Source organism: Allobosea sp. P5_A5 (genome assembly GCF_056400625.1).
The window spans coordinates 188,355-206,128 of record NZ_JBFUKY010000002.1 but is presented as its reverse complement, the minus strand read 5'-3'; the positions used below and the strand labels follow the sequence as shown (position 1 = coordinate 206,128).

The following is a 17,774-nucleotide window of genomic DNA, read 5'->3' as shown; positions in this document are numbered from 1 at the left end:
CGACCCGAGCATCTCATGACGAGGAGGCTCCAGCACCTCCTTCTGTGAGAGTTTCTCGGGTCGATGCTTCGCACCGCCCGAGAAAGACGGTCCTTCAACGCGCCGATGCCACCGCCCCCCGGCGCTGCGCCAGGATTCCTTCGACCAACTCCAGCGCCAGAAAGCGCGCCGGGTCAGCCGGTCCGGGCAGGACCAGCTGACCCGGTGGCACGACCTTGAAACCAAAGCGCGCATAATAGGCCGCGTCCCCGACCAAAAGGATGAGGTGATGCCCCGCCTCGCGCGCGGCATCGATCGAGCGATTCATCAGCGCAGCTCCGATGCCCCGGCCCTCGAAGGCGGGGTCGACCGTCAGCGGCCCCAGCATCAACGCCGGATAGCCTCCCGCCCCGACCGGCGTCACCTTGATCGAGCCGACCAGAAACGTCCCGACATGGGCAGCGAAGGACAGCGCCGGGTCCGGCGCCACGCCCTCTCGCAGGCGGAACGCCGTGCGGGCGAAACGGCCGGGTCCGAATGCGCGTTCATGCAGCCGCTCGATAGCGGCCTGATCCACGGGGAGCTCGTGGCGAATGGTCAAGGGCAGGGATGTCATGGCAACCGGAGAGCACAGCGGCAGCGGAAAGGACGAAGGCCGGCGCGCGGGCGCACGGACCTGAGAGGCGCATTCAGCGCGTCGGTCGTCGCAGGTCGCTCGGGCTGTGCAGGTCGCTCATGGAGCGCGCCTGTAACAGAGCTCTTCGGCTGCGTCCATCGCTTCCTTCGCAAGGCCTCTCCGGCTTGCCGCCGCCGCCCGCATGGTCTCAACTTGCTTGAACCGGAACAGACGAGAACCGCCGCGCAGGCACGCAAGATCGGCCGGCTTCAGCCATAGGAGGAAGCGCATGACGAGGAAGCTGATGCGAGTGGGGCTCGCGGCATTGGTCGCGAGTTGCGCACTGCCCGCGGCCGCGGAGCAACCGGCGGCAGAGCGCAAGCCGCCGCCACGCGACGAGTTCTTCTGGCTTGGCGAGATGAACAAGGCGAGCACCGTCATCAACAGTGAGGCAGGCCTGCTCGACAAGGCGCTTGCCCCCAGGATCGCGGCGGGCATCGCAAGGGTCATCGAAGCTGGCAACCAGCCCGGCGCCAAGCGCCCCTCGACGGTCATCACCTTCGAGCCGTTGATGATCAAGGAGGCCGGAGTCGAGGTCACGTTGATCCATGCCGGCCGCTCCAGCCAGGACATGCACGCGACCTACCGCGCCGCGATCATGCGCGACCGCCTGCTGGCGCTGGCCGACCAGCTGAACAAGACGACGCGCACCATGGTCGAGCTTGCCGCGACGCATCGCGACACGGTCGTGCCGAACTACACCAATGGGGTCGCGGCCCAGCCCAACAGCTACGGGCACTATCTGCTCGGCCTCGTCGCCGGCTTCGACCGAGACGCCCAGCGCATCCGCGAGACCTATGCCCGCGTCGATCTCTCGCCGATGGGCACCACCGTCCTCAACGGTACGAGCTGGCCGCTCGACCGCAAGCGCATGGCCGGCTATCTCGGCTTTTCCGGCCTCGTTGACAACGCCTACGACGCCTCCCAGATCGCCGCCGCCGACCTGCCCGTGGAGGCGGGCTCCATCGTCACCAGCATCGCGTTGCACACCGGCGGCTTCATCCAGGACGTAATGACGCAATACGCGCAGGCCCGCCCCTGGATCCTGCTGCGCGACGAAGGCGGCATGACCGGCGGCGGCACGACCTACGTTTCCAGCGCCATGCCGCAGAAGCGCAATCCCGGCCTGCTCAACAGCACGCGCGAAGAGGCCTCGGAAGCGCTGGCGCTGGCCACGGGCCCGATCTTCAAGGCCCACAATCTGCCGCCCGGCTTGCCCGACGCCAAGGACGCCAAGGCCAACAGCGCCATGGTCGATGCCGGCACGCGCACGCTGCAGCGGCTCGACCGTATCCTGAAGGCGCTGGTCATCGATCCGCAGCGCGCATTGGAAGAACTCAACAGCGACTGGACGGCGTCGCAGGAGCTCGCCGATGTGCTGATGCGCACATACAAGCTGCCCTTCCGCGCCGGGCACCATTTCGCATCCGAGGTCGTCGACTACGCCAAGGCCAACGACATCAAGCCGACCGATTTCCCCTATGCACAGGCCCAAGTGATCTATCGCAAGGCTGCGGCGGAGATGCAGCTCACGCCGGCCGAGCTGCCGATGAGCGAGGCCGAGTTCCGCGCGACGCTGGACCCTGTCGCCATCGTCAGGAACCGCGCGACCTCGGGCGGGCCGCAGCCTGCCGAGATGGACCGGATGCTGACGGATGCCCGGCAGCGGCTCGACGCGCAGGATGGCTGGATCAAGGACAAGCGCCAGCGCATCACTGAGGGGCTCGCCAGGCTCGACACCGATTTCGCGAAGCTGGCGGCGCAGCCCTGAGGGGCAAAGCTGCGGCCTGGCAGCTCATTACCAATCAGCGGAAGGCGCGTCTCCCGCTGCGATCTCCTGAAGACGGCGGCGGGTCGCGGCCGTCGTGCCGGCGGGCAAGGCGTCGAGCGGAAAGAAGCCGATCTCGGCGATCTCGCGATCGGGCTGCTTGACGCCTGTCACCGTGAAGTCCCGCAGCACGAAAACCGCGACATGGTCCCGCCGCGACATTCCGCGATTGAAGAAAATGCCGTGCAGCGCAAGAGGTCCGGCGGGAGCGATGGCGGCTTCCTCCATCAGCTCGCGGATGGCGGCCTCCTGCAGGGTCTGCCCGACCTCGACGCCGCCACCGGGAAAATGCCAGCCCTCGACATAGGTGTGGCGCAGCAGCAGCACCTCGCGGCCCTCGCGGATGGCGACGACACGCACGCCGAGCGTCATGCCACGCGCGAAGCGGAAATAAAGATGCAGCAGCCGGGTCAGGCTGCGCTGCCAAAACGTTCGGCCCACCTCGGACTCCTGCTGCATGTCGGCTTCCCCCATCCACGATTCTCAACAGCCGATTAATTGTCTATGCAAATGACGCATGGCGGACCCGGCGGATGAGCCGTCGTCCTGTCACAAACGCGCCTCAAATGAGGCAGATATCGCTGGCTTATCGCTGGGGATTACTACCATGTTGCTCTCGTTCATCATCGCGCGCCTCCGGGCCAAGCCCGCTTACGTCTGGAAGCCGGCCGTCACCATGACCGATTCCCGTATCGTGTCGGAATTGACCGGCGCCGCCAACTGAGCGTTGCCGCTCCGGGCACGCCCCGCGCCGATTTGCGCGCTTGACGGGTGGGCTTCTGGGCAGGCAAGCGCTTGAGTGTGTTCACGCTCGCGCACCTGTCCGATCCGCATTTGGGCCCCCTTGCGGGGTTCTCTCTGCATCAGCTGCTCGGCAAGCGTGCCACGGGCTACATCAACTGGCGCCGCAAGCGCCGGCACGCCCACGACATGAATGCCCTGGCGCGGATCGTTGCCGATATCCACGCTCAGGCGCCAGACCACATCGCCTGCACCGGCGACGTCTCCCATATCGGCCTGCCCAACGAGTTCAAGACCGCCGTCGCCTTCCTCGACACACTGGGAGCGCGCGAGACGGTCAGCTTCGTTCCGGGCAACCATGACGCCTATGCTCGCTCCTCGCTGAAGGCGCTGGCCGAGTTGCTGGCTCCCTGGAGCGGCAGCGACGATGGCGGGGCGGGCTATCCCTGGTATCGCCGTCGCGGCCCTGTCGCGTTGATCGGCGTCAGCAGCGCGGTCCCGACCCTGCCGCTGATGGCGACCGGCCGCGTCGGCCGCGACCAGACGGCACGTACCGCCGCTTTGCTCGACCGTGCCCGCACCGAGAACCTGATTCGGGTCGTGCTGATCCATCACCCGCCCTATGTCGGCGGCGCGCGCCGCTCGCGCGAGCTGGTCGATGCCGAGCGCTTCGAAACGATGCTGCGGCTGAAGGGGGCGGACCTCGTTCTGCACGGCCACAACCACACCTTCTCGCTCGCCTGGCGGCCGGGGCCGGAGCATGATTTCCCGATCGTCGGCGTGCCCTCGGCCTCGATCGGCCCGCTCGGCCATGGCGAACTTGCGACCTGGCATCTTTTCCGCATCGCAGGAGATGCCAAGGCACCGCGCATCACGCTGGACCAGCGCGGCTGCGACCTCGCCGGGATGGTGGTGCGCCGACAGGAGATCGCGCTGATCGGCGAGCGGCTCGGCTGAGCCAACGTGCAGCTTCAAACCGTGAGTCCGGCCCCGAGATCGACGGTCTAAGGTGGCCGACAGGTTGTCGGCGTGAGCCAGCTGGCGTGGCGGTCGAGAACCGGAGCGGAGCGGACTTTCGTCCGTGAGCACCGGAAGCGCAGACCGCCTCGTCAGATGGCCGCGCCGGCAGGCTGGCGGGCGCCTTAGATGCAGCGACCGCCATCGACGGTCAGCACCGTCCCCGTCACCATTTCCGCCTCGTCCGAGCAGAGGAAGACGGCGGCGTGACCCATATCCTGGGGTGTCGAGAGCCGGCCCCAGGGAATCGAGGCACGGAACTGCGCCCGCTTTTCCGGCGTGTCCTCGCCCATGAAGGTTGCGAGCAGCGGCGTCTCCCCGGCAACGGGCGCGATGGCATTGACCCGGATTCGCTCCGGCGCCAGTTCCACCGCCATCGATTTCGAGAGCAGGTTCACCGCACCTTTCGAGCCGTTATACCAGGCCAGGCCCGGGCGTGGACGAAGGCCCGCCGTGGAGCCGATATTCAGGATCACCCCACCGCCCTGCTTGCGGAACTGCGGCACGGTCGCCTTGGCCATCAGATAGATCGACTTCACGTTGACGGTGAAGACGCGGTCGAACTCCTCCTCCGTCACGTCCAGCATCGGCTGGTTGCGATGGCTGATGCCGGCGTTGTTGACGACGATGTCGAGCTTCCCGAAGGCGCCCAGCACCTCCGCCACCGCGCTGTCGACACTCTGGGCCCGGCCGACATCGCAGGTTACCGCAATCGCGCCTTCGCCCAGCGCTTCCGCCGCCTGCTCCGCCTTCTCGCCATTGATGTCGAGCACCGCCACCCGTGCGCCCTCCCGGAGAAAGGCTTGCGCGATACCGAGCCCGAAGCCCTGCGCTCCACCGGTCACCAGCGCGCTCTTGCCCTTGAGTCTCATGCTCGTCTCCTCCTGATCGCGTTGACCACGATGTTTGAAGAGATTGGGCGCGGCGGTAAATGCGCTTTCGCGCCGAGGCGGATGCGAGGATCACGCGGGAAGCCGTAAGGTAGAACCCCTCACCCTGCCCCTCTCCCTCCGGGAGAAGGTTCCTTGTACGCGATGACCTACGCCCCCAGCTCCTCGCGCAGCATCTCCAGCTCCATCCAACGGCCTTCGGCCTCGGCGATCTCGCGCGAAACCGCCTCCAGCCGCGCGGTCGCCTTGGCGAAGAGCTTCGGGTCGCGCGTGTAGAGGTCGCCCGCCATCGCGGCGTTGAGCTTGCCCGCTTCCGTCTGCAGCGCCTCGATGGTCTTGGGCAGCGTCTCGAGCGCGTGCTTTTCATTGAACGACATCTTCCGCTTGGAGGTCGCGGCAGCAGCCGGCGATGTCGTGGGCTTCGATGTACCCGTCACTGGCTTATCGACGACCCGCGCCTTTGCGCCGACGCCGCGACCGCGCTGCCTCAGCATGTCGGTATAGCCGCCGGCGAACTCGGTCCAGACGCCGTCGCCGTCCGAGATCAGCACGGAGGAGACGACGCGGTCGATGAAATCGCGGTCGTGGCTCACCAGCAGCACGGTGCCCTGATAATCGGCCAGCAGTTCCTGGAGCAGGTCCAGCGTTTCGAGGTCGAGATCGTTTGTCGGCTCGTCCAGCACCAGGAGGTTGGAGGGTTTCGCCAGGGCGCGGGCCAGCATCAAACGTCCCCGCTCGCCGCCCGAAAGCGCGCCGACGGCGGTGCCCCGTTGCAGCGGCTGGAACAGGAAGTCCTTCATATAGGCGATGACATGGCGCGGAGTGCCGCCGACCATCACCTGATCGGAGCCGCCGCCGGTCAGCGCGTCGCCCAGCGGCGTCGCGGGATCAAGGCTTTCGCGGCGCTGGTCGAGCGTCACCATTTCCAGCGCCGTGCCGAGCTTCACCTTGCCGGAATCGGGCTTGAGCGCGCCCGTCAGCAGGTTGATCAGAGTGGTCTTGCCGGCGCCATTGGGCCCGACGATGCCGATCCGGTCGCCGCGCGCCATCCGCAGCGAGAGATTCTTGACCACGGCGTTGTCGCCATAGGCCTTGGAGATGTCGATCGCCTCGATCACCAGCTTGCCGGAAGTCTGGGCTTCGCTTGCTTCCAGTTTGACGTTTCCGGTGGCGCCGCGCGCCGTGCGGCGCTGGTCGCGCAGCGCATGCAGGTCGCCCAGCCGGCGCTGATTGCGCGTGCGCCGCGCGCTGACGCCGTAACGCAGCCAGTCCTCCTCGCGGGCGATCTTGCGGTCGAGCTTGTGCCGGTCGAGCTCTTCTTGCGCCAGCACTTCGTCGCGCCAGGCCTCGAACTCCCCGAATCCTTTGTCCATCCGCCGCGTCACGCCGCGATCGAGCCAGACTGTCGCCCGCGAGAGCGAGGTCAGGAACCGCCTGTCATGGCTGATGAGAACCATGGCCGAGCGCAGCGATTTGAGCTCCTGCTCCAGCCATTCGATCACGGGCAGGTCGAGATGGTTGGTCGGCTCGTCGAGCAGCAGGATATCCGGTTCTGGCGCCAGCACGCGCGCAAGTGCGGTCCGGCGCGATTCGCCGCCCGACATGGTGGCGGGGTCCTCCTCGCCGGTCAGACCGAGTTCGTCGATCAGGTATTGCGCGCGATACGCGTCGTCGCCCGGTCCCAGGCCGGCCTCGACATAGGCCAGCGACGTCTTGTAGCCGGTGAAGTCCGGCTCCTGCGGCAGATAGCGGATGGTCGAGCCCGGCTGGACGAAGCGCTCGGCATGGTCCGGATCGACAAGACCGGCGGCGATCTTGAGCAGCGTCGATTTTCCAGACCCGTTGCGCCCGACGAGGCAGACGCGCTCGCCCGCCGACACCGCGATCTCGGCGGCCTCAAGCAAGGGCTGTCCGCCAAAGGTAAGCGCGACGTCGCGCAGATGCAGCAAAGGGGCCATGATGTGTCCTGTGAACAGGCGAGCGGGATAGACCGGGCCGGCGCCGCTGTCACGCCGCGCGATCGACTCGCGGCTTGCGAGTCGCTCCCGCAGCCTTATCCTGACCCGACCTTTAGCCTCGGAAGCCGGCATGCCCTCACCCCGAAAGCGACCCATCGGCATCGGCCATAATGGTGGGCCCTCGATGAAGGAGCCGCGCCGGCGCTCGACGCCGGGTTCCGCCGCCATTGGGCGCGGCTTCGACTGGCGAATTGCACACCGCAAAGCCTGGAAGAAGCCGCGCGACATCGCACTCAGGCGGCAGGAAAACGCCGAGGCCCTCGGCCTGACCTATGAGGAATATTCGCTCGAGATCATGGAGCGAGGTTATTTCCCGCAAGCCGAGCATGTCGAGACGATCAAGAGCAAGCGCGTGCAGCGGCGGCGGGACAACGGTGTCGTCGGGCAGTCGCTGAAGGGCATGAAGCTCGACTAGCCGCCGAGCCAGCGTCGCATGGCCCGCGTCATCGGTCGCTCGAACCGCCGGTGGATCAGCAGCGCGGCCACAATGGCGCCAAGCAGCGCAGTCGCAATGTAAAGCGTGGGCGAGGCCAGCCCGGCTCGCGACGCAACCTCTCTCATTCCACGGATGACGAAGGGGTGCACCAAATACAGGGCGTAAGAGGCGTCGCCGACCGCCGCGAGGGCGCGGACCGGTGCTGGCGACACGATGCCCTCGTGCCCGCAGGATGCTGCCAGCACGAGGAGCACGGCCGCCGACCCGTTCCAGAGCACAGCGCTCCAGACGTCTTCGCCGGCCGCTCCGTGAGCGGCCGCATAGAGAATCGCGAGACCGGAGGCAGCCACCAGCAGCCGCGCTCCGCCCTGCAGCCGCAGGCCGCTTCGACGCAGCACGGCGATGCCCATGCCGGCGGCGAACTCCAGAACGATCGGCTGGCCCCAGAAACCGAAGGGCAGCGGCAGGGGCCCTGCCAGGCGCTCGCCTGCGACCAGCACTGCCAGCAGCGCCGCCACGACCGCCAGCGTCCAGCGCGCCGGCAGCAGCAGGCAAGCCGCGAACAGGACGTAGAACAGCATTTCGTAGTTCAGCGTCCAGCCGAGCGAATAGACCGGCTGCACCACGTCCTGTGTCGAAACCATCGGCCAGAACAGATAGGAGCCGACGATCTGAGCGAGGGTCGGCGTGCCGGAGTTGAGCACCGAGGGTGAGATCAGCGCCACGAACAGGAAAGCGCTCGTCACCGCCCAGTACAGCGGCACGATCCGCGCCAGCCGCCGCTTCAGGAACAGCCCGGCGGCCCCCTCCCGCCCGAACAGATCCTGCGAGGCATGGACCATGATGAAGCCGGAGACGACGAAGAAGATATCGACGCCCGCCATCCAGGGCAGCCAATCGATGCGCTGGAACGGCAGCCCCTCCGCCTGCGCGACCACCGCAGCATCAGGCTGGACGTGGTGGACCGCGACCATCAAGGCCGCGAGCGCGCGCAGAACCTGAATGGCGTAGAGGGGCTGCACGCGGAGGATCGTTTCGGACGGTGGCTGGCGACGAGTGCTCAGCCAAACCACAACCGCTTGGGATCGTCGAGGCCGAAGCGCGGCAGATTGGCGGCAATCGCCGCCAGCCCCTGTTCGGCCGCATCATGCGCGGTGATGACGTGCAGGGGCATGCGCGACATCAAGTCCTGCATCGGCGGCTTGGCGGTGAAGACGGTGGCGATCGTCCCGCGGTCGGCCAGCGGCAGCAGATGCGGCGCGATCCCTCCCGCGATATAAACCCCGCCCGTCGCCTTGAAGGCGAGCGCGAGATCACCGGCGACGCGCGCCAGCAGCCGCCAGAAGCAGACCACCGTCATCAGGGCGGCAGGGTCCCCATCGAGCGCGAGCCGGCTGATATCGGCAGCGCTGACCTCCGGCTCCAGCATGCCCGACGTCGCAACGACCGCCTTGTGAAGGCGCACGAGCCCGTCGCCGCTGAGGAGGGTCTCGACCGTGACGCGCGGATGGCTCGCCGCCAGAGCCGGCCAGATTCGCTGTTCGTTGGGATCCTCCGGCCCGATGCCGATATGCCCGCATTCGGTCGGCACCAGGAAGCCGCGCTCGCCATGCGTCAGCAGTGCCGAGGCGCCAAAGCCCGTCCCCGGACCGAGCACGAGGCGCACCCCTCCGGGCTCGAGTTCACCCGGCACCAACGTTTCGACATCGGCCGGATTCAGAACGGCAAGAGAGGCCGCCAACGCCTCGAAATCATTGACCAAAAGCCCCTGATTCAGTTTGAGAGCTTCGGCGATGTGGGGGCCGTCGAAATCCCAGCTCGCATTGGTCAACCGCGCGGTACGCCCGTCGAGCGGCCCGGCGACGGCGAGCACCGCCGAACGCGGCCGTTCCGGCAGCGTCCCCATGACGCTCTCGAAGGCTTCTTCCGCCGTTCTGAAGCTGCCGGTGCCGATTCGCGCCAGATGGCGATGCGGCTGCTCGGCCTCCTCGACCAGCGAAAGCCGGCAATTCGTGCCGCCGATATCGGCGATCAGGACCGGGTAGGCGATGGAAGGGGGGCGCATCAGAGCGCCTTTCGCCACGGCGAAAACCAGCCGAGCCCTTCGAGTGTGCCGTGCTCTGGCCGATACTCGCAGCCGACAAAGCCGCCATAGCCGAGCCCGTCGAGCTCGGCGAACAGTTTGGGGTAATCCGGGCCCGACGCATCGGGCTCGTGGCGGCCGTTGCCGCGCGCGATCTGGACATGACCGACGAGCGGATACAGCGCCTGCAGCTTGCCCGGCACGTCCCCGTGGATCAGCTCGCAATGATACATGTCGAACTGCAGCTTGACGTTCGGCCGGCCGGCCTCCCGGATGTAGCGCGCGGCCCTGTCGAAATCGTTGAGGAAATAACCCGGCATGTCCTTGCCGTTGATCGGCTCCAGCAGCAGGTCGATGCCGTGCTCGCCAAGCTTGTCGGCGGCGTAGGCCAGCGATTCGCGATAGGTTTTCTCGGCGGTCGAATCGCTGGGATCGGCGATGCCGGCCATCATATGCAGCCGCTTGACGCCGGTCTCGTTGGCATAGGGCAGCGCCTGGTCGATCGAGGCGCGAAACTCGGCCTCCCGGCCCGGCAGAGCGGCGATGCCGCGCTCCCCCTTGGCCCAATCACCCGGCGGCAGATTGAACAGCGCCTGTTCGAGCTCTCCGCCGGCAAGCGCCAGCCCGATCTGCTCAGGCGTATGCTCGTAGGGAAACAGAAATTCGACCGCCTCGAAGCCGGCCTCCGACGCAGCTTGGAAGCGGTCGAGGAAGTCCCATTCGGTGAACATCATCGAGAGATTGGCGGCAAAGCGCGGCATGAGCGTCTCAAGCGTCGTGGTGTCGATGGCGCAGGCTAGCGCGTCACGCCGCCCACGTCATGCGGCAACGCGAAGCGATGCCGAGACGTTCCGCCGCTCCGTCAATGCGAGGAGCGCAGCAACGACGCAACCAGGGCGGCCGCACTCTGCGTCCCCCTGGATTGCTGCGCGGAGCCCGTCCTTGGGCTTGCCGAAGGCAAGACCCGAGGTCTCGCAGTGACGGACGCTATTTCTTCTCCGGCTGAGGAGGGCTCGCATCGGCGGAAAAATGCCGGAACACCATGTCGGGCGAGGAGGTATTGTGGCGGGAATAGCCGGTGCGTCCCATCCAGATGTCGGTCGCCTTGCCGCCCTGGAACGGCATCAGCGGCTCCTCGCGCCAGCCCTTGGCGCCGGGCTCGCGGATGGCGATGCGCGCGACGTCGTTGTTGAACTCGGTGACGTACATCGAGCGCAACGCGACGAAGCCCTTGCCCTCCGCGACGGGCCGGTCGAGCACGGCGTCCAGCACCATCCGGTTCTCGTCGACGCTGGAAAGGGTCAGCGTGCCGGTGTTGCCGTCCTTGTAATGCATCTTGAACGAGGTCGTCTTGGGATCGAACTCGATCTCCTTGATGTTCACGACAGGGCGTCCCTCCTGCTCGATCGGCCCGAACAGAAACGATGAGCCATAGGAGTTGAAGCCAAGCGTTTGAGGGGGCATCGGCCGGGCGCGCCAGTAGCCATCCTGCGGATAAACGACGAGCACCTCATAGGATTTGTCCTTGCCGAGCTTCCAGAGCTGCACGAGATGCAGCCCCTTCTCGACCCGGTCGCCGACGCGGAAGGTCGTGTCGGCCGGGCGCCAGAACGTCGGAAAGGTGTAGCCCACCAGCCAGTAGTCGATACTCTCCCAGAAGGTCACGCGGCGCGGGGGTGTCGGCGCGGCGAAGGAAGGGTCGCCCTTCATGTCGCAATTGGCCCAGTCGGCATCCCAATTGTCGCGCACGAGGCCGGCGGCATAGGCCGGATGCGCCGCCTCGATCTGGAAGCGCCGAACCTCGGGCGAGACAGCCTTGATGGTCACGTTGTCCTTCTCGGCGCAGGCGACCGGCTCGGATTCGTTCTTGACCTCGACCGCAACGTCACCTGCGGCGAAAGCCCGGCCGACAAGGCCGAGGCAAAGGAAAAGGGCGGCGGCGCTGAGGCGCGAAACGATCATCGCTGGTCGGTCCCGTTCGTCATCGGTTGACAGGCTTGGTCGGTGGAGAGGCTTGGTTGGTTGACAGCCTTGGTCGGTTGAAATGGCGCAAGGCAAGGTGCGGGCGCAACCCGAGACCGCGCTCACGCCGCCTTCGACAGTGCAGATGATGCGGGCCGCTCGTCGACATCGGCGATGGCAGCCAGCACCGGCGGCGTCTCGAAATCCTCGGGGATGCCGCAGAGCCCACGCCCTTCAAGCCAGGCACCAAGCCGCGGCAGCGCGGTGACCATGGCAAACGGGATCGCCAGCACATAGCCCGCCGTCATCGGCAGCGACCAGAGCAGCACCGAGGGCGACAGCACGGCAAGCGTCACGAAAAGATAGGCCCCAAACAGCAGATGCGGCCACAAGCCTGCGAAAGCCGTGACGAAGGAGAGAGCGTGGGCATCGCGCGCCTGCCCGTTCCAGCCAATTCGCACCCGGCCGAACACGAGCCCCAGCATGAAGAGCGTCGTCCGGAACGACGAGACCCCGCCTTGCAGGAGGGCAAAGACGATCTCGACCGCCATCGAGGCCAGGAAGCGCAGCAGGCCCCCGTAACGTGCGACCGCGCCCCGGCTCAGCAGGATGTCGATGAAGCCCGCCAGTTTCGGCGACAGATACATCGCCAGAAAGGCAAGGTAGAGCCCGATGGCAGCCCCGGCAGGATAACCGACGATGCCGGTATCCTGCATGACCTTCAGCGGCAGCAGCGCGATCATCAACGTCCAGGCCGGCAGGCCGAGGAACATCAGCACGGCCCAGGCCAGCTGGAAACGGCTCATCGGCTTCAGGCCGGGCAGCGTCATCAGCTTGAGATATTGCAGATTGCCGAGGCACCAGCGCAGGTCGCGCTTGACGTAGTCGAGCAGCGTCGGCGGGTTTTCTTCCCAGCTCCCGGCCTCGACGGGCAGCACGCGCACCTCGTAACCGGCCCGCCGCATCAGCACCGCTTCGACCTGGTCGTGGCTCAGGATCGCCCCGCCCAACGGCGCTTTACCCGCCAGCACCGGCAAATGACAATGCTCGCGGAAGGGCGCCACGCGCACCAGCGCGTTATGACCCCAGAACGGCCCGCAATCGCCGCCCCACCAGGCCGAGCCCATCGTGTAAGGCCGCATGCCCTGGCGCATCCCGAACTGGAAGATTCGCGCGAAGGCCGAGCGGCTCGGCATGCCGACGACGAGGCTCTGCAGGATGCCGAGCTTCGGATGAGCCTGCATCATCCGCGCCATCGACAGGATGGTGTCGCCGGCCATCACGCTGTCGGCATCGAGCGGCAGCATCAACTCGTAGCGATTGCCCCAGCGCTCGCAGAAATCGCGCACATTGCCGGCCTTGAACCCGGCATTGTCGCTGCGGCGGCGATAGGTCAGCCGTGCCGGCTCGCCGATTTCGCGCGCCCAGGCCGCAGCCAGCGCTTCCTCGGCCGCCGCAACCTGCGGATCGCTACTGTCGGAGAGCACGAAATAGTCGAACCATACGCCCTCGCCCGTCGCATCCAGGCTCTGCTTGACGACGCGCAGGCGCCGGAAGGCCCGCGCCGGGTCTTCGTTTCGCAGCGTCATGAGCACCGCCGTGCGAAGCGCCAGCGGCTGCGCCTCCGGGGCCGTTCCGGCGAAGGGGGCGACATCGTCGAGGCCGTCACGGCGAGCATGCAGCAACCACAGCCCGATCGCCGCGTTCCAGAAACCGAGCACCGTCCAGGGCGCGCCGAACAGGAAGGCTACGAAGATGACGACATCCGCCACGCTCCACCCCCCTGCCCCCAACACATGAGCCAGTCCAGCGAGCAGCGCGCCCAGCGTCACGAGGTTCAGCCCAAGCACGACCAGCCGGCGACGACGCAGCTGCGCAACGCTCTGGATACCGGCGGGCGTGAGGCCGATGGGCCCATCCGCTTGCGCCGGGACCACGAACGTGGTCGGAGCAGCGCGCTGGTTGGTGACGGTGTCGCTCATGGCTCGGCGGCAGACAGGCTCGGACGGGAGAGATCGGACGCGATGGCGCGGGAAAAGCAGCCGGCAATCACGGATGAAGCACGGATTTCGGCCCGTGCGTTGTGGTATACAGCGCCCCGTGAATGCAATCTGAATGAGCAGATGCTGCTTCCGCCGGCTGGCGACGATTGTTTGGTCGCCACGCAATGGAGCGGCGTCAGCCGCGGCACCGAGCGGCTGGTCTTCGAGGGTCGCGTGCCTGCTTCCGAACATGAGCGCATGCGTGCGCCCTTTCAGGAAGGCGATTTTCCGTTCCCGGTGAAATACGGCTACTGCGCCGTGGGCCGTGTCGAACAAGGCCCGGCCGACCTGCTCGGCCGCGATGTCTTCTGCCTGCATCCGCATCAGGACCGGTTCGTCGTGCAGCGTTGCGCGCTCACGCTGATCCCAAAGGATGTGCCGCCGCGCCGCGCCATCCTCACCGCCAACATGGAAACCGCGCTCAACGCACATTGGGACGCTGCCTCCGGACCGGCCGACACGATCGTGGTCGTCGGCGGCGGCGTGCTCGGCCTCCTCGTGGCCTGGCTGGCCGGCAGGCTGCCCGGTGCGCGCGTGACGCTGGTCGATGTCGAACCCTCGCGGAGAGAGATCGCGGAGCATCTCGGCTTCGGCTTCGCCTCGCCGGACGAAGCGCCCCTGGATGCCGACCTTGTTTTTCACGCCAGCGCTAGCGCTGCCGGCTTGGCCACCGCCATAGGCTGCGCCGGGATCGAGGCCCGCATCGTCGAGCTGAGCTGGTATGGCGAGGGCGAGGTGCCCGCTTGCCTCGGCGGTGCTTTCCACGCGCGACGCCTTCAGCTCGTCTCCTCTCAGGTCGGCATGATCGCGCCTTCGCGCCGGCCGCGCTGGGACTACGCGAGACGCACCCAGGCCGCATTGTCGCTCCTCACAGACCCCCGGCTGGACGCCCTGATCAGCGAGGACATCGCCTTCGAAGACGCGCCGGCCCGCCTGCCGCAAATCCTCGCACCGGAATCGCGCGCCTTGACCGCCGCAATCCGTTATAGCGACCCGAATTAGCTCAGGAGCCCACCATGTTTTCCGTCGAGGTCCGTGACCGCATCATGATCGGCCATTCCCTGCCCGATCCTTTTTTCGGCCCGGCACAGGCGATGCACGGCGCGACGTTCGTGGTTGACGTGGCCTTCTTTCGCGAGCAGCTCAACCGGCAGAACGTGGTCGTCGATATCGGGGCCGCGCTCGATATTCTGTCGAAGACGCTGAAGCCGCTGAACTACCAGAACCTCGACGTCCTCCCACAATTCGCGGGGGTGCTGACGACCACCGAATTCCTCTGCAAACACATCTTCGATGCGATGGCCGCCGCCGCGCATTCGGGCGCGCTCGGTGCGGACGGCACAGGCCTCGCCCGCATCCGCGTGACGCTGCACGAGACCGACCTCGCCCGCGCGACCTACGAAAGTGCGCTCGCGTGAGCAGGATCGCGTTCGCGATCCCCGGCGATATCGATCTGCCCAGTGGTGGCTATGGCTATGACCGGCGCCTCCTGCGCGAGTGGAAGGCAGCGGGGATCGCGGCGCGCCATATCGCCTTGCCCGCCGGCTTTCCGTTTCCCACCGCAAGCGATATCGCCATGACCGAGCGCCTGTTGGCGTCCGCTGGCGATGACGAGGTGCTTCTGGTCGACGGCCTCGCCTTCGGGGCTTTCCCCGAGGCGCTGGCGCGCCGCTTCGGTGCGAGGATCGTTGCGCTGGTGCACCATCCGTTAGCGCTGGAAACAGGCCTTGGCCCTGAAACCGCCGCCGCCCTGCGGCTCAGCGAAAGACAGGCCCTGCGCCGTGTGCGCGCCGTGGTCGTGACCAGCCCCCCGACCCGGGACCTTTTGGTGCAGGATTTTGGCGTCGCTGCCGGGATCATAACGGTCGCTCTGCCCGGAACCGACCCGGCCTCGCGAACCCAGCCGCGCCTGAATGAGCGACCCGTGCGGCTCCTCGCCGTCGGCTCCGTCATTCCGCGCAAGGGCTACGACGTCCTCATCACCGCGTTGGCGGACATCGATGACCGGCCCTGGCGACTGACGATCGCAGGCTCGCAGGATTATGCGCCGGAGACGGCACAGGCGCTCAAGCATTCCATCGCCAATGCCGGGCTGGCCGATCGCATCGCGCTGCTCGGCGCCGTCGACGAGGAGAGGCTGGGCGCTCTCTATGCCGCTGCCGACATCTTCGTCATGCCCTCGTTCTATGAAGGCTACGGCATGGTCTTGACCGAAGCCTTGGCCCGTGGGCTGCCGATTATCTGCACCCGCAGCGGCGCCGGAGCCGATGCGCTGCCGGACGATGCGGCGCTCAAGATCGAGCCTGCTGACGCACCGGCACTTGCCAAGGCCCTAGCAAGGCTGATTGATGCGCCGTCCGAACGCCGCGAGCGGGCGGACGCAGCCTGGGCGGGAGCGGCTGCGCTTCCGCACTGGCAAGATACGGCGCGAACCGTTGCAGAGGCTTGCCTCGGTAGCGGCCGAGGGATGGATTGATGACTGGGTTTTCTCCGGATTGGCTTGCTCTGCGCGAGCCGGTAGACCACGCGGCGCGCAATCCGCAGGTGTTGAGCGCGGTCGGTGCACATTTTGCGGCCAAGCCGTCGATGTCCGTGCTCGATCTTGGCTGCGGGGCCGGTTCCAATCTGCGTGGCTCCTTCTCGGCCCTGCCGGATCGCCAGCACTGGACCCTGGTCGACTATGATTCCGCATTGCTCGGCCACGCTCGCACCCGCCTGACGGAATGGGCGGACGAGGCGCGCGAGCAGGGCGAGGAGCTGGTCCTGAGCAAGGACGGCAAGGTCATCACGGTGGATACCCGCCAGGTCGATCTCGCCAAGGATCTGGAATGGGTCCTCGGCTGGCAGCCGGATCTCGTCACGGCCGCGGCACTGTTCGACCTGGTGTCGAAGCGCTGGATCGAGCGTTTCGTGGCGGTGCTGACCAGCCTGAAGCTGCCGCTTTATGCCGCCCTGAACTACGATGGGCGCGAACATTGGAAGCCGGCCCACCGGGCCGATGCCGGCGTCCATGCCGCTTTTCGCCATCATCAGCATGGCGACAAGGGTTTCGGCCCGGCTGCGGGCTCGGACGCTTGCGATCTGATGGCGGAGGCCTTCCGCAAATCCGGCTTCGCCGTCTCGACCGGCGACAGCGCATGGCTGGTCGACGAACGTCAGCCCGCGCTGCGCGAGATGTTGGCCCAAGGCATCGTCGACGCCGCGACCGAGACCGGCCATCTCGATCAGGCCCTGCTTGCGGACTGGCTCGCCTCACGCCGCCAAGCCACATCCGCGTTGATCGGCCATCATGACCTGTGGGCGCGGCCCGTCTAGGCGCGGCGCGAAGCGGCGTCCGCCTTCGGCCACATCCGCCGCAGCACGCCATCGCGGCGGACGAAACGGTGATACAGGGCTGCCGCGACGTGCAGACCGACGAGCCCCCCGGTGATCAGCGCGAGCGTGCCGTGCAATCCGAGCACTCGCGCGGCCGCGACCTCATCCGGCGCGGCAAGCGACGGCAGGCTGAAAAGCCCGAAGACCTCCCTCGCCGGAAACAGCGAGACACCGATCCAGCCGAGCATCGGCACGACGATGAGCAACCCGTAGAGCAGCCAATGCACCAGATGGGCAGCGAAACGCTGGGGCGGCGCCAAACCCGGCTCGTCTGGCGGCACGCCATGCATGATCCGGTACAGCAGTCGCCCGGCCATCAACCACAGCAGCAAGAAGCCGAGCAGCTTGTGCGTGCTGTAGAGCGCCTCGGTGAGGCCGTCCCAGAGATCGAGCGTATTGCCGCGATAGGTCATCGCCAGTCCGAGCGGCAGCATCACCAGCACGCCGGCTGCCGTGAGCCAATGCAGCCAACGCGCGGTCGCGCTATAGTTTAGCCCCGCGACGGGCGCTGGTTCTTTCATGACATCTCCGTGCCGGGGTCCACCTCAGCGGCCTGCTACGCCATTCATGCCATGTTCAATCCTGCCATCCTATGCGGACCTTGTCTCCAAAGGCATCCGCTCAGGCTGGTTGGCTGACCTAAACGGAACTCGCGAGATATCGACGGCGTTGGTGGCGGGGTGCGGTAGGTGATCCTATATGTCTTGCCGGACGTATCTGAGACCTT

17 protein-coding genes are annotated in these 17,774 nt (G+C 66.8%); 7 read left to right on the top strand and 10 right to left on the bottom strand.

Going from position 1 to position 17,774, the window contains the following annotated elements; translation table 11 throughout:
* Positions 1-94: 94 nt before the first annotated feature.
* A complete protein-coding gene (locus AC1DR6_RS04555) occupies positions 95-595 on the bottom strand; it encodes a GNAT family N-acetyltransferase (RefSeq protein ID WP_476828003.1) in 501 nt (166 codons plus the stop codon).
* Between the two features lie 289 nt (positions 596-884).
* On the opposite strand from AC1DR6_RS04555, the gene AC1DR6_RS04550 reads away from it, so the two are divergent.
* The gene (locus AC1DR6_RS04550) at positions 885-2,426 is read left to right on the top strand and encodes a lyase family protein (RefSeq protein WP_476828002.1); all 1,542 of its coding nucleotides are present in this window, start codon (positions 885-887) and stop codon (positions 2,424-2,426) included.
* Between the two features lie 27 nt (positions 2,427-2,453).
* On the opposite strand, the gene AC1DR6_RS04545 is transcribed toward AC1DR6_RS04550, so the two are convergent.
* Positions 2,454-2,942, bottom strand: coding sequence for an NUDIX domain-containing protein (locus AC1DR6_RS04545; RefSeq protein ID WP_476828001.1), 489 nt, complete (start codon positions 2,940-2,942; stop codon positions 2,454-2,456).
* Between the two features lie 342 nt (positions 2,943-3,284).
* On the opposite strand from AC1DR6_RS04545, the gene AC1DR6_RS04540 reads away from it, so the two are divergent.
* Positions 3,285-4,181 (top strand): metallophosphoesterase family protein, encoded by an 897-nt coding sequence (locus AC1DR6_RS04540; RefSeq protein WP_476828432.1) that lies wholly within the window; start codon positions 3,285-3,287, stop codon positions 4,179-4,181.
* A gap of 185 nt (positions 4,182-4,366) precedes the next feature.
* Here the strand turns inward: AC1DR6_RS04540 and AC1DR6_RS04535 are convergent, their stop codons facing one another.
* A complete protein-coding gene (locus AC1DR6_RS04535) occupies positions 4,367-5,113 on the bottom strand; it encodes a glucose 1-dehydrogenase (RefSeq protein WP_476828000.1) in 747 nt (248 codons plus the stop codon).
* A 167-nt stretch (positions 5,114-5,280) separates the two neighbouring features.
* Positions 5,281-7,089 carry an ABC-F family ATP-binding cassette domain-containing protein gene (locus tag AC1DR6_RS04530; protein WP_476827999.1) on the bottom strand — a complete coding sequence of 603 codons (1,809 nt, stop codon included), beginning with the start codon at positions 7,087-7,089 and terminating at the stop codon, positions 5,281-5,283.
* 130 nt (positions 7,090-7,219) lie between these two features.
* Between AC1DR6_RS04530 and AC1DR6_RS04525 the strand changes: the two genes are divergently transcribed.
* A complete protein-coding gene (locus AC1DR6_RS04525; protein WP_476827998.1) occupies positions 7,220-7,564 on the top strand; it encodes a hypothetical protein in 345 nt (114 codons plus the stop codon).
* On the opposite strand, the gene AC1DR6_RS04520 is transcribed toward AC1DR6_RS04525, so the two are convergent.
* The 5 genes from AC1DR6_RS04520 to mdoH form a co-directional block, all read right to left on the bottom strand.
* A complete protein-coding gene (locus AC1DR6_RS04520; protein WP_476827997.1) occupies positions 7,561-8,607 on the bottom strand; it encodes an acyltransferase family protein in 1,047 nt (348 codons plus the stop codon). The two genes, AC1DR6_RS04525 and AC1DR6_RS04520, sit on opposite strands and share 4 nt — an antisense overlap.
* A gap of 38 nt (positions 8,608-8,645) precedes the next feature.
* A complete protein-coding gene (locus AC1DR6_RS04515; protein ID WP_476827996.1) occupies positions 8,646-9,650 on the bottom strand; it encodes a glucokinase in 1,005 nt (334 codons plus the stop codon).
* Positions 9,650-10,429 carry a 2-oxo-tetronate isomerase gene (gene otnI, locus AC1DR6_RS04510; protein WP_476827995.1) on the bottom strand — a complete coding sequence of 260 codons (780 nt, stop codon included), beginning with the start codon at positions 10,427-10,429 and terminating at the stop codon, positions 9,650-9,652. Before otnI ends, AC1DR6_RS04515 begins: the two co-directional genes overlap by 1 nt.
* 226 nt (positions 10,430-10,655) lie before the next feature.
* Complete coding sequence (locus tag AC1DR6_RS04505) at positions 10,656-11,630, bottom strand: hypothetical protein (protein ID WP_476827994.1); 975 nt, start codon at positions 11,628-11,630, stop codon at positions 10,656-10,658.
* Between the two features lie 122 nt (positions 11,631-11,752).
* Entirely contained in the window at positions 11,753-13,612 is a 1,860-nt protein-coding gene (gene mdoH, locus AC1DR6_RS04500) for a glucans biosynthesis glucosyltransferase MdoH (protein WP_476827993.1), read from the bottom strand.
* A 141-nt stretch (positions 13,613-13,753) separates the two neighbouring features.
* Between mdoH and AC1DR6_RS04495 the strand changes: the two genes are divergently transcribed.
* The 4 genes from AC1DR6_RS04495 to AC1DR6_RS04480 are packed head-to-tail and all read left to right on the top strand — an operon-like array spanning position 13,754 to position 16,987.
* A complete protein-coding gene (locus AC1DR6_RS04495) occupies positions 13,754-14,674 on the top strand; it encodes a zinc-dependent alcohol dehydrogenase (protein WP_476827992.1) in 921 nt (306 codons plus the stop codon).
* A 14-nt stretch (positions 14,675-14,688) separates the two neighbouring features.
* Complete coding sequence (locus tag AC1DR6_RS04490; RefSeq protein ID WP_476827991.1) at positions 14,689-15,090, top strand: 6-pyruvoyl trahydropterin synthase family protein; 402 nt, start codon at positions 14,689-14,691, stop codon at positions 15,088-15,090.
* Complete coding sequence (locus AC1DR6_RS04485; RefSeq protein WP_476827990.1) at positions 15,087-16,148, top strand: glycosyltransferase family 4 protein; 1,062 nt, start codon at positions 15,087-15,089, stop codon at positions 16,146-16,148. Before AC1DR6_RS04490 ends, AC1DR6_RS04485 begins: the two co-directional genes overlap by 4 nt.
* On the top strand, positions 16,148-16,987 hold the full coding sequence (locus AC1DR6_RS04480; protein WP_476827989.1) for a class I SAM-dependent methyltransferase: 840 nt from the start codon (positions 16,148-16,150) through the stop codon (positions 16,985-16,987). Before AC1DR6_RS04485 ends, AC1DR6_RS04480 begins: the two co-directional genes overlap by 1 nt.
* Here AC1DR6_RS04480 and AC1DR6_RS04475 read toward each other — a convergent pair.
* Positions 16,984-17,568: a cytochrome b gene (locus AC1DR6_RS04475; RefSeq protein ID WP_476827988.1), complete on the bottom strand. Its 585-nt coding sequence runs from the start codon at positions 17,566-17,568 to the stop codon at positions 16,984-16,986. The two genes, AC1DR6_RS04480 and AC1DR6_RS04475, sit on opposite strands and share 4 nt — an antisense overlap.
* Positions 17,569-17,774: the final 206 nt, after the last annotated feature.

Coding starts and splice junctions, on each gene's coding strand:
- AC1DR6_RS04505 (WP_476827994.1), bottom strand. CDS start 11,630: ATGATCGTTTCGCGCCTCAGCGCCGCCGCCCTTTTCCTTTGCCTCGGC.
- AC1DR6_RS04480 (WP_476827989.1), top strand. CDS start 16,148: ATGACTGGGTTTTCTCCGGATTGGCTTGCTCTGCGCGAGCCGGTAGAC.
- AC1DR6_RS04515 (WP_476827996.1), bottom strand. CDS start 9,650: ATGCGCCCCCCTTCCATCGCCTACCCGGTCCTGATCGCCGATATCGGC.
- AC1DR6_RS04475 (WP_476827988.1), bottom strand. CDS start 17,568: ATGAAAGAACCAGCGCCCGTCGCGGGGCTAAACTATAGCGCGACCGCG.
- AC1DR6_RS04495 (WP_476827992.1), top strand. CDS start 13,754: ATGCTGCTTCCGCCGGCTGGCGACGATTGTTTGGTCGCCACGCAATGG.
- AC1DR6_RS04530 (WP_476827999.1), bottom strand. CDS start 7,089: ATGGCCCCTTTGCTGCATCTGCGCGACGTCGCGCTTACCTTTGGCGGA.
- AC1DR6_RS04555 (WP_476828003.1), bottom strand. CDS start 595: ATGACATCCCTGCCCTTGACCATTCGCCACGAGCTCCCCGTGGATCAG.
- AC1DR6_RS04550 (WP_476828002.1), top strand. CDS start 885: ATGACGAGGAAGCTGATGCGAGTGGGGCTCGCGGCATTGGTCGCGAGT.
- mdoH (WP_476827993.1), bottom strand. CDS start 13,612: ATGAGCGACACCGTCACCAACCAGCGCGCTGCTCCGACCACGTTCGTG.
- otnI (WP_476827995.1), bottom strand. CDS start 10,429: ATGCCGCGCTTTGCCGCCAATCTCTCGATGATGTTCACCGAATGGGAC.
- AC1DR6_RS04490 (WP_476827991.1), top strand. CDS start 14,689: ATGTTTTCCGTCGAGGTCCGTGACCGCATCATGATCGGCCATTCCCTG.
- AC1DR6_RS04545 (WP_476828001.1), bottom strand. CDS start 2,942: ATGCAGCAGGAGTCCGAGGTGGGCCGAACGTTTTGGCAGCGCAGCCTG.
- AC1DR6_RS04535 (WP_476828000.1), bottom strand. CDS start 5,113: ATGAGACTCAAGGGCAAGAGCGCGCTGGTGACCGGTGGAGCGCAGGGC.
- AC1DR6_RS04525 (WP_476827998.1), top strand. CDS start 7,220: ATGCCCTCACCCCGAAAGCGACCCATCGGCATCGGCCATAATGGTGGG.